This window comes from Actinomyces sp. MRS3W (genome assembly GCF_032465695.1).
Lineage (GTDB): Bacteria > Actinomycetota > Actinomycetes > Actinomycetales > Actinomycetaceae > Actinomyces.
The window spans coordinates 1-15,637 of sequence record NZ_JAWDJJ010000025.1; the positions used below are offsets into that span (position 1 = coordinate 1).

Here is a 15,637-nt window from a genome sequence, read left to right on the forward strand (position 1 = left end):
CGGCGGGTGACATGGTCGAGCCGCTGCTCGGGTTCGTCGAGGACCAGGAGCCGACGCGGCCTGGCCAGCACTGCCGCCAGCGCCAATCGGCGTCGCTGCCCGGAGGAGAGCTCATCGGGCAGGATGTGAGCGGCTTCGGCGAGGTCGAACTCCTCCAACAGCGCATCCACCGTCTCTTGTGAGTCCTCGACACCGTGGCCGTAGCACACCAGCGCCAGATGCTCGGCTACCGTGAGAGCTGGGAAGAAGGATTCCTCGCCGAGGTCGCGGGCCACAGCCCGACGCTGCCGGGCCGAACGCGGGTCGGGGACGCGCCCCAGCAGCGTGACCTCGCCGTCGACGGACGGAAGCAAGCCCAGACAGGTGCGCAGCAAGGTGGACTTGCCTGCGCCATTGACGCCGACGAGCGCGAGGACCTGACCGGGGCGGAGGCTGAAACTCGCCGGGGCGCACACCGCGTGATCGCCATAGCCGACGCTCAGGTCGTGGGCGGCGACCAACGACTGCCCACCCGTGGCGGGTGCGCGTGTCCAGGGCATCGTGGTCCTCCTCGACCTTAGTGGTTGTGCCCGATGCTATCGGGATGCGGGGCGGATGGGCGCCAGCACGGCGAGACTTACTCATGTTCCCAGGCGGAGACCAGGACGAGGCGGCCCTCGGGGATCGTCAGATCCTGGGCGGTACCCCATTCCTCATACCTGGGATCAGGGTCCTTCGTGACTGCTTGGCGGCCGAGCGGAGTTGTCACTTCCAGATGAGTACCGGTGGGGCGCGTCTGGTCGTTATCCCATCGCAGGGTGGCGACCGCCCGTACGCGCGGACCGATCTCTACCGCGGGCGGTTCCTGATGACTCGGTGAGGTCGCTTTCTGATCGTCCACGTGCAGCACGGAGACCTCAAGGACCTGGTCCTGCTCATCGAGGACGACAACGTCGGGCCAGCCGGATACCAGACAAGCAGTCTTGGAGTCGTTCTGTACGGCGATCGCAGCGGTGACGTGTCCGCCCAGCGCGGCAAAGTTCCACACGTGCCAGTAGCTCAGCTCCGCGGGGTCGCACTCGTCCACCGAGGTGGAGATGGGCACGACGGCACTATTTCCGGCGAGCTCGGGGATGGTCATCTGCCGGGCCTGGGCCAGGGCGGTGGCGTCGGGCGACTCGGCGTATTCGTGTAACAAGGACAGGCCGCGTGGGGTGGCGAGCACGATGACCAGCGCCAGCACCACCAGTACGCGGGCAAGCGGCCGGCGCCCGCTGTGCCGCAGGCCGAGAGCCACCAGCGTCAATATCACCGCACACGCACACAGGAAGACGAGTGCCCCGGCAGCCCAGGGCCACCAGCCTGGACTCATGGGCACCCGCGCCAGGAGGTCACCCTCGGACGTGAGGATGTCGCAGGATGAGAAGAACCACGATTCGTGGGCCTTAACAGCTATCACCGGCTGCTCCAGGAGGTCGGCGCATCGGTGATCGGCGTCGTCGGGGTCGAAGGCGGTGGTCGGCATGCTCAGACCTGCCCACAGGAAAGCTATCGGTGTCAGCAGCGTGGCCGTGATCCCAACCAGATGCGCCAGGATTTGCAGCCCGTGCCGCCACGGCCAGGTGAGTACCCGCCACCACCACGGCCGCCGGGCGCTGGCTGTGTCGCGCGGCGTAGCCGAGTTTGGTTCTGAGACGGACAAGATGCGCACCCCCTCCAGCGGCTGCGCCCGATGCTACCGGGCGGGTCGGGGCGCTCCCGCCTCGGGGCTGGGCAAAAAAGTATCGGTGCGCGGCACGAGCGCCGGAAGACTCCCGCGTCCGCAGACGCGAGGCTGTTTCCATCACCGCGGAATGAGCCGCGGCACCGACACGACGGAGTGAACCCATGCGCCTCGCACCCCCGAAGATCCTGATTCCCGGGCTCATCGCCATCGCCGTCTTCATGACCGGCGACGGCTTCGAACTCACCTTCCTGTCCAAGTACCTCGTCTCCCTGGGATTCGCCGCTACCCAGGCCTCCACGGTCATCACCGCCTACGGTCTCATGGCGGCTCTTGCCGGCTGGGCCTCGGGCGTGCTGGCGGAAACCTTCGGGGTGCGACGCATCATGCTCATCGGAGCCGGCATGTGGATCAGCCTGCACCTGTTGTTCATCGGGGTGGCGATCCCCTCGCGGATCTACCCCCTCATCCTCGTGGTCTACGCCGCCCGGGGCCTGGCCTACCCGCTGTTCATCTACTCCTTCGTTGTCTACATCACCCAGAAGGTCAATCCGGCGAATCGTGCTTCGGCCATGGGCTGGTTCTGGACCGCCTACTCCATCGGCGTCGGTTGCCTCGGTTCCTGGATTCCCGCCCGCACGATCAACATCATCGGTGAATCGGGCACGCTCTGGTTTTCCCTGGCCTGGACGGTCAGCGGTGGCCTCCTGTGCCTGCTGTTCGTCGGGCGCGGTGAGCCGCAGCCGGTCCGCGGCGACGTGAAGGACACGCTGCGTCAGCTGTCGGTCGGCGTGACCATCCTGGGCACCAACCGCGAGGTGGCCCTGACCGCGATCGTCCGCGTCATCTGCAACCTCAGTCTCTACGGCTTCCCCGTCATCATGCCCCTGTACCTCACCGACGCCAACTACGGGGACGCATGGTTCACTATGCCGCAGTGGATGACAATCTGGGGCATCCAGTTCGCCGTCACCGTCTTCGGCAACCTCTTCTGGGGCTGGATTGGCGACCGCTACGGCTGGATGCGGCAGATGCGCTGGTACGGCTGCTGGTTCTGCGCGGCCGCCACCCTCGGCTTCTACTACGTGCCCCAGTTCCTCGGTGGCAACATGATCGCCCTCGGGGCCGCCGCCGTACTGCTGGGCATGGGGGTCACCGCTTTCGTCCCCATGGCCGCCGTGTTCCCGGCGCTGGCACCCGACCACCGCGGCGCCGCCATCTCCGCCAACAACCTCGCCTCCGGCCTGACCACCTTCGTCGGCCCCGGCCTGGTCACCCTGCTCCTGCCTCACGTCGGCGTCGTCGGCGTGTGCTGGACCTACACCGCCCTGTACCTGCTGGGCTCCCTCATCACGGTCTTCATCCACCCCGACCAGCCCGGCTTCGACCGCAACGGTCGACGCCTGCAGACAGCCGCCGTCAGCTCCGTGGCGGAGACGGCCGCCTGAATCAGCCCGACCGCACCCATCACGCTCAATCCACAGCATCAACCGTCAACCAACCGTCCATCAACACACCATCACCACTCAAGGAGAAGGAAACATGAAGGCAGTCGTCCTCGAGAAGCAGCACGAGATCAACGTCCGGCAGGTCCCCGGTGACCTTGCCTGCGGTCCCGGTCAGCTGCGCATCGCCCCGCATACCGTCGGCATCTGCGGCTCCGACGTCCACTATTACACGCATGGCCGCATTGGACGTTACGTAGTCGAGGCGCCGATGATCCTCGGACACGAGGCCTCCGGCACCGTCTTGGAGGTCGGGGAGGGCGTGACGGGCTTCGCCGTCGGCGACCGCGTCGCCATGGAGCCCGGCGTTCCCGACCTCAGCTCGCGGGCCTCCCGCATGGGCATGTACAACGTGGACCCGGCGGTCTCCTTCTGGGCCACCCCGCCGGTGGACGGCTGCCTGGTGGAGGAGGTCATCCATCCTGCGGCCTTCACCTACCACCTCCCCGACGCCGTCACTTTCGGGGAGGGAGCCCTCCTGGAGCCCCTGGCGGTCGGTATGCACGCGGCCACCAAGGCCGCCATCCATCCCGGTGACGTGGCCGTCGTCTCCGGCTGCGGGACGGTTGGCATGCTCACTGCTGCCGCCGCGCTCGCCGGCGGCGCCTCGACGGCGATCGTCTCCGACGTTTCCCCGGTCAAGCTCGAGATCGCCGCCCAGATCCCCGGCGTCGTCACCGTGGACCTGCGTGAGCAGCGTCTCCTCGACGTCGTCATGGAGCGCACCGGTGGGTGGGGCGCCGATGTCGTCTTCGAGGCCTCCGGCCACCCGTCGGCCTACGCCGACCTGTGGAAGCTCGGTGCCCCCGGTAACCGCACGGTGCTCGTGGGCATCCCGGTGGATCCGGTGGCGGTGGACGTCACCGAGGTGCAGGCCCGGGAGACCCGCATTGAGACAGTTTTCCGGTACGCCAACGTCTACCAGCGCGCCATCGACCTGGTGGCTGCGGGCAAGATTGATCTCAAGCCTTTCATCACCGAGACCTTCAACATGGATCGTGCGAAGGAGGCCTTCGACCGGGTGGCCGAAGGACGCCCCGGCGACGTCAAGATCCAGATCACCGTGGATTGAGCGGGATGGGGAGACAGCGGTGACGGGACCGCAGCACAGTTGCTCCCAACGCTGCCGGGCCGGGGAGAGGCACGCGCACAATAGGAGCGTGTCCTCCCCGGCCCGGCACCAGCCAACCACCGTCTCCCACCACAGTGAGGCGGACGCGTTGATACGTTCCGAAGCGGATTTCGGCGATCTGGAAGTCATTGTTCCCGACGTCGGCTCAACCGTGCGCTGGTGGACGCACGGGTATCCCGACCCGCTGGCGCGCTGGCACCACCACCCTGAAATCGAGTTCCACCTCATTCGCTCCGGATCAGGGCAGATGCTTGCCGGGGACCGTACCATCGATTTCCGTGCCGGCCAGGTCTCTCTCATGGGCCCCCACGTGCCGCACAACTGGTTGTCGGACCTCGCGCCGGGGGAGTTCCTGCCCGATCGCGACGTGCTGTGTCAGGTACTGCCCGACCGGCTCTTGGACGCTGCCGCCTACTTGCCCGAGCTGACTGCGGTGCAGGTGCTGGTGGACCGGTCGCGGCGGGGCATCATCCTCACCGGTGCGAGCGCGGAGCAGGCGGCCGCGACCTTGGTGCGGATGGGTGAAGGCAGCGTTCTGGGGCGCCTCATCACTCTGCTGGAGCTGGTGGAGATCTTCCTGGCTGCCCCCGACTCCGAGTGGCACACCGTGACCTCCGAGGGATATGTGCCGAGCCTCGACGACGAGACCGCCCAGCGAATCAACACGGTCCTGAGCTACGTTGAGGACAACCTTGCCGGCAAGATCTCCATGACTCGGGCCGCGGCCCTGGTGGCGCTCAGCCCGTCGGCCTTCTCCCGCTTCTTCCACACCACTGCTGGCATCACCTTTTCCGCCCTAGTACGACGCCGCCGCATCGCCCGCGCCTGCCACCTGCTGCGGACCACGGACCTGCCGGTGGCACGGGTGTCCGCGCTGAGCGGGTACACCAACCTGGCCAACTTCAACCGGCGCTTCCGCACGGAGACTGGAACCACACCGAGCGCCTACCGGCGTGGCCCTGGTTAGTCGCGGAGGTGTCCGATCACTCATGTTTCCAGGGCGTGACTCGGATGGCGTACCCCTCCGGGATTGTCAGTTTGTCAGGTTCGGGCACGTAGCGGTCATCGGGATCCGGGTCATCGGTCACCGGCTGCTCGCCGGCCTCCGTATTGATGGACAGAGAGATCCCGGTACGTTCGCGCGGGTCCTCGGACCACTGCACGGTCGCCGTCGCGCGTGCACCTGACCCCAGCTCGACAACCGGTGCAGCTGTTGCAGCATCCTGGCCGCTGTCTTGATCGCTGGTTATGGGATCGTCCCTATCAGCGATCCGGATGACTGGTACGGAGAGGACCGCGCCGTCCTCGTCCCGCACGACCACATCTGGCCAGCCAGAGACGGTGCAGGGAGCCGTTGAGGTGTTTTCCACCGCAATCGTGGCGATGCGGTGCCCGCCCAAAGCGGCGTCGTCCCACAGGTGCCAATAGGTCAAGTTCTCGGGCGCGCACGGGTTGGGCGAGATGGTCGGTATGGCGACGACGTCGCCCGGCAGCGTGCCGGGAAGGGACGTTTTCCGGGCCTGGGCGAGGGCCACGGGATCGGGGGAGTTCACGCGGTCGATGACGAAGGCGGCAGCGCAGGGCATGACCAGCACCATGGCCATCGCCCCAATCACCAGGCGACGGGCGAGTGGGCGGCGGGGTCCATCTTGTAGTCCCAGGGCTTTGATCGACATGATGATGGCCACTAATCCCATGGCAACGACTCCCCGAGCCGCCCAGGGCCACCAGGACGGGCTCAGTGGCACATTGGCCAGCACACCGCCGTCGAGATCCAGAATCTGACAGCAACTGGACAACCACGATTCGTGGAAGCGCACGGACCTTGGCGGCTTGTCCAGCAGGTAGGCGCACGTATCGTCCGGGCGGTCAGGATCGGCGGCGAAGGCTCGCTGCCTGATGTTCAGTATCAAGAAGATGACCGGGCACAAGATGGTGGCGGTGATGCCCGTCAGGTGCGCGAGGATCGCCAGCCAGTGCCGCCATGGCCACGTCAGCGCGCGCCACCACCAGCGGTGTGGCGCGGATGCGGGAGACGAGGTCATATACCGCAGTGTGGCACAGGACAACTGGGCGTGATCGGTGGAACAATGTGCCCATGTCCCGCTACATTGAGCTGCACCCCGTAAACCCTCAGACACGACTGGTCACCAAGATCGTCGACAGACTCCGGGACGGTGAGCTCATCGCCTATCCCACGGACTCCGGCTACGCGCTCGCCTGTGCCCCCGGCAACAAAGAGGGCCTCGAGCGCATCCGCACCATCCGCCAGTTGGACTCCAAGCACAATTTCACCTTCGTATGCGCCGACTTCTCCCAGGCAGGCCCGCTGGCGATCGTCGGCAACAACGCCTTCCGCCTCATCAAGCGCCTGACTCCGGGGCCGTGGACCTTCATCCTCAAGGGCACCAAGGAGGTGCCGCGGATGACCCTCAACCCCAAGAAGCACACCCTGGGTGTACGCATCCCGGATCACGCCATCACCCAGGCGCTGGTCAGGGAGTTCGGTGCCCCCATCCTGTCCTCCACGCTCATCCGCCCGGACCAGACGACGCCGGAATCCAACGGCTGGGAGATCGAGGAGGATCTTGGTCACCTCATCGACGTTGTCATTGAAGGGCCGGTGACCTCGACCGAGCCGACCACGGTCATTGACTTAACCGACGACGTTCCCGAGGTGGCGCGCGAGGGCGCGGGGGACATCAGCCTCCTGTGAGCGACCCGACCGGTCCCGTTCTCACAGCCCTCCGTTCACCGAGACCGGCACTAATAACACGCCCAAACCGGCACTAATGACGTGCCCAAACCGGTCGATATGACGAGGCAGGGGCTGCCGTGGTTCAGCGTCCGTGGTGCCCCGGGGTATCGACGGTGTCTGCGTCGGGAGTGCTGGTCGGGTGTGTTCTAGCAGGTGGAGCTTGAGTGCGACCCTTGTGACCCGAGACCTCGGTTGCGTGCGGGGGTTTCGGGCGCAAAGGGTCGTGCTCGACCCCGAGACGGCAGGCCCCGGCCGCCGGCATCCCGGTCGCCAGTGTTCTGGCTGGGGCTGAGCCGCGCAGGACGACCCGAACCCGATCCCGCTCCTTCAGCGCCGACGTGCACTGGCTGCTACAACCACATCGACCGGTTTCGGTGCGTCATTAGTGCCGGTTTCGGTGCGTTATAAGTGCCGGTTTCGGTGAGAAGAGGAGCGCCGACCACGCTTGCCCCGGCACGCCGCCGACAGCTCTCCGGCGCCTTCGCGCCAACCTGAACCGCCGCAGGACAACCGCATGCCCCTAGGATTTAATCACCTGGTTCATCCCGTAGCGCTCGTAGATCCTTTTCAGCGGGGCAGGAGCCCACCAGTTCCAGCGGCCCAGCAGCGTCATGGTCGCCGGTACCAGCAGCATCCGCACCAGCGTCGCGTCCAGGGCCACCACGATCGCCAGTGCCAGTCCGATCTCCTTGACGATGAGCAGCTCACCGCTGACGAATCCCAGGAACACGGTCACCATAATGAGCGCGGCCGAGGTCACGATGCGGCCCGAGCGCTGCAGGCCCTTGGCGACGGCGGTGTCGTTGTCGGCGCCGCTGTCCCAGTACTCCTTGATGCGCCCCAGCAGGAAGACCTCATAATCCATGGCCAGGCCGAAGCCGACACCGACCGCGGTCACCACCACGTAGGCCTCCACTCCGCCGACGGGCGTGAAGCCGAGTAGGCCGGTCAGGTGTCCTTCTTGGAAGACCCAGGCGAGCACCCCGAGCGACGCCGCCAGTGAGAGCACATTGATGATCAGGGCTTTGAGGGGGACCAGCAGGGAGCCGGTCATGAGGAACAGCAACACGAAGGTCGCCAGCACAATGAACCCGCCAACCCAGGGCAGGTCCGCGATGAGGGAGTTGCGGAAGTCGAGCTGAGTAGCAGCCTGGCCGGTCGTCCACATGTCGGCGGGGGCGGCCAGCGAACGGATGGAGGCGACGGTGTCCTCGGCGGCGCGGGAGTATGGGGCGTCGGCCAGGTCAAGGTAGACGACCGTGTAGTCACCAGCCGTCGCTACGCGTAGTACCTTCTTCACGCCGTCCACGGCGGCCACTTCGTCGTTGATGAACCCGGTGACCCGATCCCCGGTGGAGGCAATGACGAGCGTGGCGTCCTGTTGGGTGACAGCGGAATAGCTCTCGTCCAGTACTGTGAGATAGGTGCGCTGGTCGGAATCGGACGGCAGCAGCTCGGTAGTGGAGGAGAGCAGATGCAGGTTGCGCGCAGGCGAGGCCAAAATGACCAGCAGCACCACACCGGCCACGAGCACCACCCAGGCCATGCGCTGCACCTGCCGGGCAATCCAGGTGAAGACCCCAGTTTCGCTGGTCACGTCACCCATGTGCCGCTGCAGCCAGCCGACTAGCGGAATGCGCTGCAGCAGCGGGGGACGCAGCATGCGCCGCCCCAACAGAACCAGCATCGCCGGCACCAGCGTGAGCGCCGCGGTTACCGCAATGAGGCACGAGGCCAGGCAGGCAATGCCGATGGACCGCAGGATCGGGTTGCCCAGTAGCACCATGCCGAGCATGCAGGCCGCCACCGTCAGCGCCGAAAACAATACGGTGCGTCCCGCCGTGGCCAGGGTCGCGGTGGTGCAGTCGGTGATGAGCGGATCCCGGCGCCCGCTGCGACGACGACGCCTGCGCCCGCCGGTGTCCGTGACCTCCGCATCCCAGCGCCGCGCCAATTCCTCCCGGTAACGGGAGGTGATGAGCAGACCGTAGTCAATCGACAGTCCGAGGCTGATGACGGTGACAATATTGATGACGAAGGACTGCAGGTCCAGGGTGAAACTGAGGGCGTAGAGCACCCCCAAAGTCCCACAGATCGACACCAGCGCCCCGGCAAGTGGCATGCCGGCGGCGAGAAAGCCCCCGAATACCAGCACCATGACCAGCAGCGCCAGCGGCAGCGAGATGATTTCGCCCTTGACCAGGTCGTCGCGGACCTGGTCGTTGACCGCGGCGACCATGAGTGCGTCGTCAGAGACAATGCCGCGGGCAGAGGCGGCTACGCCGTGCAGTTCGTCGGGCACTTGCGCCAGCCGTGCCTCCACCCGTTCAACGATCTGCGCGACCTCGGCGGCGTAATCGTCGTCGTCCGGGTCGGCGACCTCGGTTCCGTTGGGGTCAACGGTGACGATGATGAGGAAGCCGTCCAGGTCGGTGGAGGCGAGCATTTGTGCGGCCGGCTCTTCCAGCATTCCGGGGACGACGAACGGGTCGATGACGTTCTGCTCGCCAACCAGTGCGCGCAGCTCGGTGTGCGCGTCCTCCAGGGCCCCGGCGACGGCCTGCTGGGTCGCTGTGGCGGAGATGTCGATGTCGGTGACCAGCAGCGTCACGGTTTGCGCATCCCCGGACAGGGTGGCCAGAATCTGCTCGCCCTCGGCGCTCTCGGTGCCGCTAATTGCGGTTGTGCCCGCCTTCGCCCGGTCGAAAAGATTGTCGCCTCCCAGCCCGCTGACGGATACGACCAGAAGCACCAGGGCCACGGCCGCCCACGTGCCGACGATAATCCACGCGTCCTTGACGACGCGGCGGGAGAGCCAGGAAAGCATGGGGCCTAGTGTGGCAGACCTCCCGGCCCGCGGCGCTCCGGCGCTCGGGTGGGAAGCAGATCGGGTGTTGAATCGTATACATGGATCAGGGCACCGACCTGTTTGAGAGCGCAGGCACCGACGACGTCGGCCTGCCCGTCGACTCGCACTCGCCACTCGCCGTGCGCATGCGGCCACGCACACTGGAGGAGGTTGTGGGGCAGGACCACCTGCTCGCGCCCGGCTCTCCGCTGCGTCGACTGGTCGAGCCCGCCCCCGACGCCACCACCGGCGCGGGAGTGGCCAGTGTCATCCTGTGGGGGCCGCCCGGCACCGGCAAAACCACGCTCGCCTATCTCGTGGCCCGGGGGAGTGGGCGCCGCTTCGTCGAGCTGTCCGCCGTGACGGCCGGGGTCAAAGACGTCCGTCAGGTCGTGTCCGACGCCCGTCGGCGACTGGCCGCCGGGGAGGAAACCGTCCTGTTCATCGACGAGGTCCACCGCTTCTCCCGCTCCCAACAGGACGCCCTGCTGCCCAGCGTGGAGAACCGGTGGGTGACCCTCATGGCCGCCACCACCGAGAACCCCAGTTTCTCGGTGGTGTCCCCACTCCTGTCCCGCTCCCTGCTGCTCACCCTGCATCCGCTCACCGGCGACGGCGTGCGCAGCCTCATTGACCGGGCCGTCACCGACCCCCGTGGCCTGGACGGCGCCGTCCGTCTGGCCGACGACGCCCGTGAGCAGATCGTGCGCATGGCCGGCTCGGACGCGCGCAAGTCGCTGACCATTCTGGAGGCGGCCGCGGGCGCCGTGCTCGCCGCCGTCCCCCGCGACGAGGAGCCGCCGGTGGTCACCCTGGCCGACGTTGAACGGGCCGCGGACGTGGCCGCCGTCCGCTACGACCGCCAGGGCGACCAGCACTACGACGTCATCAGTGCCTTCATCAAGTCCATGCGCGGTTCCGACCCGGACGCCACCCTCCACTACCTGGCGCGCATGATCGCCGCGGGGGAGGACCCCCGCTACATCGCCCGGCGCATCACCATTCACGCCGCCGAGGACGTCGGCCTGGCCGATCCCACGGTGCTGTCCACCGCGGTGGCGGCCCAGCAGGCAGTCGCCCTCATCGGTATGCCAGAGGCTCAACTGGTGTTGGCCCAGGCGGCACTCGCCGTGGCCACGGCCCCGAAGTCCAATGCGGTGACCACCGGCATCGGGCAGGCCATGGCGGACGTGCGCTCGGGCCGGGGCGGCCAGGTGCCCGCGCATCTGCGCGACGCCCACTATGCGGGTGCCGACCGGCTCGGTCACGGCGTGGGCTACCTCTATCCGCATGACTTCCCCCATGGAGTCGTCGCGCAACGCTATCTGCCCGAGGACCTGGCCGACGCCGAGTACTACCGGCCAACCGGTAACGGCTTTGAGGAGCAGCTGGCGCGGCGGCTGGTGGCCATCAGGCGGATCACGCACGGTCGCGGAGATGAGCGGGGATAAGGTCGGCGGGTGAGCCAAGCACCTGCCAGCCCTACCCGCTGGCCACTGATCGTTCTCACGGGACTCGGGGCCGGATTCCTCGCGGGCTTGTTCGGGGTTGGTGGCGGGCTCGTCATCGTTCCCGCACTCATCAGCCTGCTCGGGATGGACCAGCGCCACGCCGCCGCCACCTCGCTCGTCGCCATTGTGCCCACCTCGATCGTCGGGGCCATCTCCTACGGCGTGCAGGGACAGGTCTCACTCGTGGCCGCGCTCTTCCTCATCGGCGGCTCGCTGGTGGGCGCCCAGATCGGGGTGCGGCTGCTGCGCACGTTGCCGGCCCGCATCCTGCCGTGGATCTTCGTGGTCTTCGTGATCTTCGTCATCATCTCCCAGCAGATCATGGTGCCGGTGCGGGACGCCGGGCTCACCCTCACTCCTGCCAGCGGCATGGCGCTCATCGGCGTCGGCCTGGTAGCGGGAGTGCTCTCCGGGCTGGTGGGTGTCGGTGGCGGTGCGGTCATTGTCCCGGGCACACAGCTCGCCGTCGGCATCGGTGATCTGCTGGCCCGCGGCACCTCGCTGGTGGTCATGCTGCCCACCGCCGTATCCGGCACCGTCACCAATCTTCGGCACGGTGTCGCTGACCTGCGGATCGGGCTCGTCGTCGGAGTGGCGTCGGCGGCTGCCTCGCCGCTGGGCAGCGTCGTCGCCGGAATGGTCAGTCCCCGCACCGGTACGCTCCTGTTCAACCTCTTCCTCGTCTACGTCGTCATCTCGACGCTGCTGCGCTCCCGCCGTCGGCCGGCGCGATGAGGAGCGGGTCACACCCGGCGCCGCAGGCGTGCATCGGGTAGCGCCCCGCGCTAATGTGTGCAGGCACTCCTGGGGTCCTGGCCGTCCTGGCTGACCCCGCGCCGCGGGCACCGGCCTGCGGCGTGCGAACCAATCCGACAGGAAGATCATTACTTATGAGTTCTTCGCGTTCCCGCCGTCAGGTGCGGCTGTCCCGCGCCCTCGGCATTCCGCTGACCCCCAAGGCCGTCCGTTACTTCGAGAAGCGGCCCTACGGACCCGGCGAGCACGGCCGTGCCCGGCGCCGCACCGAGTCCGACTACGCCGTTCGGCTCAAGGAGAAGCAGCGTCTGCGCGCCCAGTACGGTATTCGCGAGGCCCAGCTGCAGCGGGTCTTCGAGGAGGCCCGCCGCGAGAAGGGGCGGACCGGTGAGTCCCTCGTCGAGCTGCTGGAGATGCGCCTGGACGCGCTCGTCCTGCGCGCCGGCTTCGCCCGCACCATCGCGCAGGCCCGCCAGGACGTCGTCCACCGGCACATCATGGTTGACGGACAGGTCGTTGACCGTCCCTCCTTCCGGGTCAAGCCCGGCCAGACCATCCAGGTCCGTCCCCGCTCCCAGGTCATGGTGCCCTTCCAGGTAGCGGCCGCGGGCGCTCACCGCGACGTGCTGCCCCCGGTCCCCGACTACCTCAACGTCGAGCTGGAGAAGCTGCAGGCGCAGCTGGTGCGCCGCCCCAAGCGCGACGAGGTTCCGGTCACCTGCGACGTGCAGATGGTCGTCGAGTACTACTCGCGCTGACCAACCCGTCGTCTCGATTTCCGCCCACGACGTCGGGGCGCCCCGGACCGCATATCGGTTCGGGGCGTCCCAGCGTTCCGGGGTAGTCTCACCCCGGTTCTCTTACCCCACCGGCGTGCCGTCCGCGCACCCGATCCGACACGAACAGGATGAGGCACCTTCATGCGCACCTCCGAGATCCGCTCCCGCTGGCTCGACTACTTCGCCGCCAACGATCACGAGATCCGTCCCTCGGTGTCCCTCATCTCCCCGGAGCCGTCCATTCTGTTCACCGTGGCCGGCATGGTGCCTTTCATCCCCTACATCCTGGGGACCGAGAAGGCCCCCTGGCCGCGGGCCGCCTCGGTGCAGAAGTGCATTCGCACCAATGACATTGACAATGTCGGACGCACGACCCGGCACGGCACGTTCTTCCAGATGAACGGCAACTTCTCCTTCGGCGACTATTTCAAAGAAGGCGCCATCGACTACGCCTGGGACCTGCTGACCGGCAGCCGCGAGGAGGGCAAGTACGGCCTGGACGGCGACCGGCTGTGGATGACCATCTGGGAGGAGGACGAGGTCTCCCTCCACCACTGGACCAAGGTCATCGGTGTTCCCGCCGAGCGCGTGCAGCTGCTGCCCTTTGAAGAGATCTCCTGGTCCACCGGACAGCCCGGCCCCGCCGGCGCCTGCTGTGAGATCCACTATGACCGCGGCCCCGCCTACGGGCCCGACGGCGGACCGATCGCCGATGCTGCCGGAGACCGCTTCCTGGAGATCTGGAACCTGGTCTTCGACGAGTTCATCCGCGGCGAGGGCGAGGGCCACGACTTCGAGCTGGTCGGCAAGCTCGACCAGACCGCCGTCGACACCGGGCTGGGCCTGGAGCGCCTGGCGTTCATCATGCAGGACAAGCCCAACATGTACGAGATCGACGAGGTTTACCCCGTCATCGCCGCCGCCGAGGCCATGAGCGGCAAGACCTACGGCCGCGGCGCCGCCGGCCCTCAGGCCGGGGACGCCTACCTGGATGACGTGCGCCTGCGGGTGGTGGCCGACCACGTCCGCTCCGCCCTGATGCTCATCGGCGACGGCGTGCGCCCCGGCAACGACGGCCGCGGCTACGTGCTGCGCCGGCTGATCCGCCGCGCCGTGCGCTCCATGCGGCTACTGGGAGTGAGCGACGCCACCCTGCCGACCCTGCTGACCGCCTCCAAGGACGCCATGAAGGCCTCCTACCCGGAGCTCGAGACCGGCTGGGGCGTGATCTCCGAGGTCGCCTACGCCGAGGAGGACGCCTTCCGCCGCACCCTGGCCGCCGGCACCACCATCCTGGACACCGCCGTCACCGCCGCCAGGCAGGCGGCCGCCGCCGAGGCGCGGGGGGTCCGCCCGGTGGTTCCCGGCAAGGCCGCCTTCGAGCTGCACGACACCTACGGCTTCCCCATCGACCTGACCCTGGAGATGGCCGCCGAGCAGGGGGTGGACGTGGACGAGGCCACCTTCCGCACCCTCATGGAGGAGCAGAAGGAGCGCGCCCGCGCCGACGCGCGCGCCAAGAAGGCCGGCCACACCGACGTGCGCGTCTTCCAGGACATTGAGAAGCAGATGGGCGCAGGCTCGGAGTTCCTCGGCTACACCGAGTCGGCCGCCGAGGCCACGGTCACCGGTCTGCTGGTCGACGGCGCCCCCACTCCGGTCGCCACCGCGCCCGCCCAGGTGGAGGTCATTTTGGACCGCACCCCGTTCTACGCCGAGATGGGCGGGCAGCTGGCCGACCACGGCGTCATTCGTCTGGCCGACGGCGGCGTGATCGAGGTGCACGACGTGCAGGCCCCCATCCGCGGACTGTCCGTGCACCGCGGCACCCTCACCGAGGGGTCGGCCGCGGTCGGCGAGCGCGCCTACGCGGAGATCGACGCGGGGCGGCGCCTGGCCATCGCCCGCGCCCACACCGGCACCCACATGGTCTACGCGGGGCTGCGCAATGTCGTGTCCGCCGACGCCACCCAGGCCGGCAGCGAGAACTCGCCCGCCCGGCTGCGCTTCGACTTCCGGCACGGCTCGGCGCTGACCGGCGGCCAGATGGACGACATCGAGGCCCTGGTCAATGACAAGGTCGCCGAGAACCTGCCGGTGACCACCGAGGTAATGGGGCTGGAGGAGGCCCGCGCCTCGGGCGCCATCGCTCTGTTCGGGGAGAAGTACGGCCGGCAGGTGCGCGTGGTCACCATCGGCGACGGCTTCGACCGGGAGCTGTGCGGCGGCACCCACGTGCCCTCCACCGGGCACATCGGTCGCGTCGCCCTGCTGGGGGAGGGCTCCATCGGATCCGGTGTACGCCGCTTGGACGCCTTAGTCGCCGACGCCGCCTACGGCTTCCAGCGCAAGGAGCATGCCCTTGTCTCCCAGCTGTCCACCCTCGTGGGGGGACGCCCGGAGGAGCTGCCCGAACGCGTGGAAAGCCTCATGACCCGGCTTAAGGACGCGGAGAAGAAGCTCGCTGCAGCCGAGCAAGCTGCCCTGACTGCCCGCGCCGCCCACATCGCCGAAGCGGCGGCCCGCACCGGCGACTACCTGCTGGCCACCGCCTCGCTGGGCCCGGTCGGCTCCGCCGACGCCCTGCGCGCTCTCGCGCTGGACGTACGCGGGCGTCTGCCGGAGGCCGAGGCGGTCGTCGTGGCC

General features: G+C 67.9%; 12 protein-coding genes. 8 read left to right on the forward strand and 4 right to left on the reverse strand.

The features are described from left to right. Positions 1 to 539 (reverse strand): ABC transporter ATP-binding protein (locus RWX45_RS00615; protein ID WP_316021858.1); only part of this gene is annotated, 539 nt, incomplete at its 3' end. A 77-nt stretch (positions 540 to 616) separates the two neighbouring features. Beyond that, a complete protein-coding gene (locus RWX45_RS00620) occupies positions 617 to 1,504 on the reverse strand; it encodes a DUF4232 domain-containing protein (protein WP_316021859.1) in 888 nt (295 codons plus the stop codon). Between the two features lie 362 nt (positions 1,505 to 1,866). Between RWX45_RS00620 and RWX45_RS00625 the strand changes: the two genes are divergently transcribed. The 3 genes from RWX45_RS00625 (at position 1,867) to RWX45_RS00635 (ending at position 5,306) form a co-directional block, all read left to right on the forward strand. Next, a complete protein-coding gene (locus tag RWX45_RS00625) occupies positions 1,867 to 3,150 on the forward strand; it encodes an MFS transporter (RefSeq protein WP_316021860.1) in 1,284 nt (427 codons plus the stop codon). A 94-nt stretch (positions 3,151 to 3,244) separates the two neighbouring features. Continuing rightward, positions 3,245 to 4,279: an NAD(P)-dependent alcohol dehydrogenase gene (locus RWX45_RS00630; protein WP_316021861.1), complete on the forward strand. Its 1,035-nt coding sequence runs from the start codon at positions 3,245 to 3,247 to the stop codon at positions 4,277 to 4,279. Positions 4,280 to 4,367: 88 nt separating this feature from the next. After that, a complete protein-coding gene (locus RWX45_RS00635; protein ID WP_316021862.1) occupies positions 4,368 to 5,306 on the forward strand; it encodes a helix-turn-helix domain-containing protein in 939 nt (312 codons plus the stop codon). A 16-nt stretch (positions 5,307 to 5,322) separates the two neighbouring features. On the opposite strand, the gene RWX45_RS00640 is transcribed toward RWX45_RS00635, so the two are convergent. After that, the gene (locus tag RWX45_RS00640) at positions 5,323 to 6,384 is read right to left on the reverse strand and encodes a DUF4232 domain-containing protein (RefSeq protein WP_316021863.1); all 1,062 of its coding nucleotides are present in this window, start codon (positions 6,382 to 6,384) and stop codon (positions 5,323 to 5,325) included. A 53-nt stretch (positions 6,385 to 6,437) separates the two neighbouring features. Here RWX45_RS00640 and RWX45_RS00645 point away from each other — a divergent pair, with 53 nt between their 5' ends. Continuing rightward, positions 6,438 to 7,055 (forward strand): L-threonylcarbamoyladenylate synthase, encoded by a 618-nt coding sequence (locus RWX45_RS00645; RefSeq protein WP_316021864.1) that lies wholly within the window; start codon positions 6,438 to 6,440, stop codon positions 7,053 to 7,055. Positions 7,056 to 7,617: 562 nt separating this feature from the next. Here the strand turns inward: RWX45_RS00645 and RWX45_RS00650 are convergent. Further along, positions 7,618 to 9,924 (reverse strand): MMPL family transporter, encoded by a 2,307-nt coding sequence (locus tag RWX45_RS00650; protein ID WP_316021865.1) that lies wholly within the window; start codon positions 9,922 to 9,924, stop codon positions 7,618 to 7,620. Between the two features lie 80 nt (positions 9,925 to 10,004). Between RWX45_RS00650 and RWX45_RS00655 the strand changes: the two genes are divergently transcribed. The 4 genes from RWX45_RS00655 to alaS all read left to right on the forward strand — a co-directional run. Next, positions 10,005 to 11,396 carry a replication-associated recombination protein A gene (locus RWX45_RS00655; protein ID WP_316021866.1) on the forward strand — a complete coding sequence of 464 codons (1,392 nt, stop codon included), beginning with the start codon at positions 10,005 to 10,007 and terminating at the stop codon, positions 11,394 to 11,396. Between the two features lie 9 nt (positions 11,397 to 11,405). Beyond that, positions 11,406 to 12,191: a sulfite exporter TauE/SafE family protein gene (locus RWX45_RS00660; RefSeq protein WP_316021867.1), complete on the forward strand. Its 786-nt coding sequence runs from the start codon at positions 11,406 to 11,408 to the stop codon at positions 12,189 to 12,191. A gap of 155 nt (positions 12,192 to 12,346) precedes the next feature. Continuing rightward, the gene (rpsD, locus tag RWX45_RS00665) at positions 12,347 to 12,970 is read left to right on the forward strand and encodes a 30S ribosomal protein S4 (protein ID WP_316021868.1); all 624 of its coding nucleotides are present in this window, start codon (positions 12,347 to 12,349) and stop codon (positions 12,968 to 12,970) included. 162 nt (positions 12,971 to 13,132) lie between these two features. Next, a partial coding sequence (alaS, locus tag RWX45_RS00670) for an alanine--tRNA ligase (protein ID WP_316021869.1) occupies positions 13,133 to 15,637 on the forward strand: 2,505 nt, incomplete at its 3' end.

Excerpts from the sequence above, each read along its gene's own strand:
- RWX45_RS00640 (WP_316021863.1), bottom strand. The coding sequence starts at position 6,384 with ATGACCTCGTCTCCCGCATCCGCGCCACACCGCTGGTGGTGGCGCGCG.
- RWX45_RS00620 (WP_316021859.1), bottom strand. The coding sequence starts at position 1,504 with ATGCCGACCACCGCCTTCGACCCCGACGACGCCGATCACCGATGCGCC.
- RWX45_RS00625 (WP_316021860.1), top strand. The coding sequence starts at position 1,867 with ATGCGCCTCGCACCCCCGAAGATCCTGATTCCCGGGCTCATCGCCATC.
- RWX45_RS00630 (WP_316021861.1), top strand. The coding sequence starts at position 3,245 with ATGAAGGCAGTCGTCCTCGAGAAGCAGCACGAGATCAACGTCCGGCAG.
- RWX45_RS00645 (WP_316021864.1), top strand. The coding sequence starts at position 6,438 with ATGTCCCGCTACATTGAGCTGCACCCCGTAAACCCTCAGACACGACTG.
- rpsD (WP_316021868.1), top strand. The coding sequence starts at position 12,347 with ATGAGTTCTTCGCGTTCCCGCCGTCAGGTGCGGCTGTCCCGCGCCCTC.
- RWX45_RS00650 (WP_316021865.1), bottom strand. The coding sequence starts at position 9,924 with ATGCTTTCCTGGCTCTCCCGCCGCGTCGTCAAGGACGCGTGGATTATC.
- RWX45_RS00655 (WP_316021866.1), top strand. The coding sequence starts at position 10,005 with ATGGATCAGGGCACCGACCTGTTTGAGAGCGCAGGCACCGACGACGTC.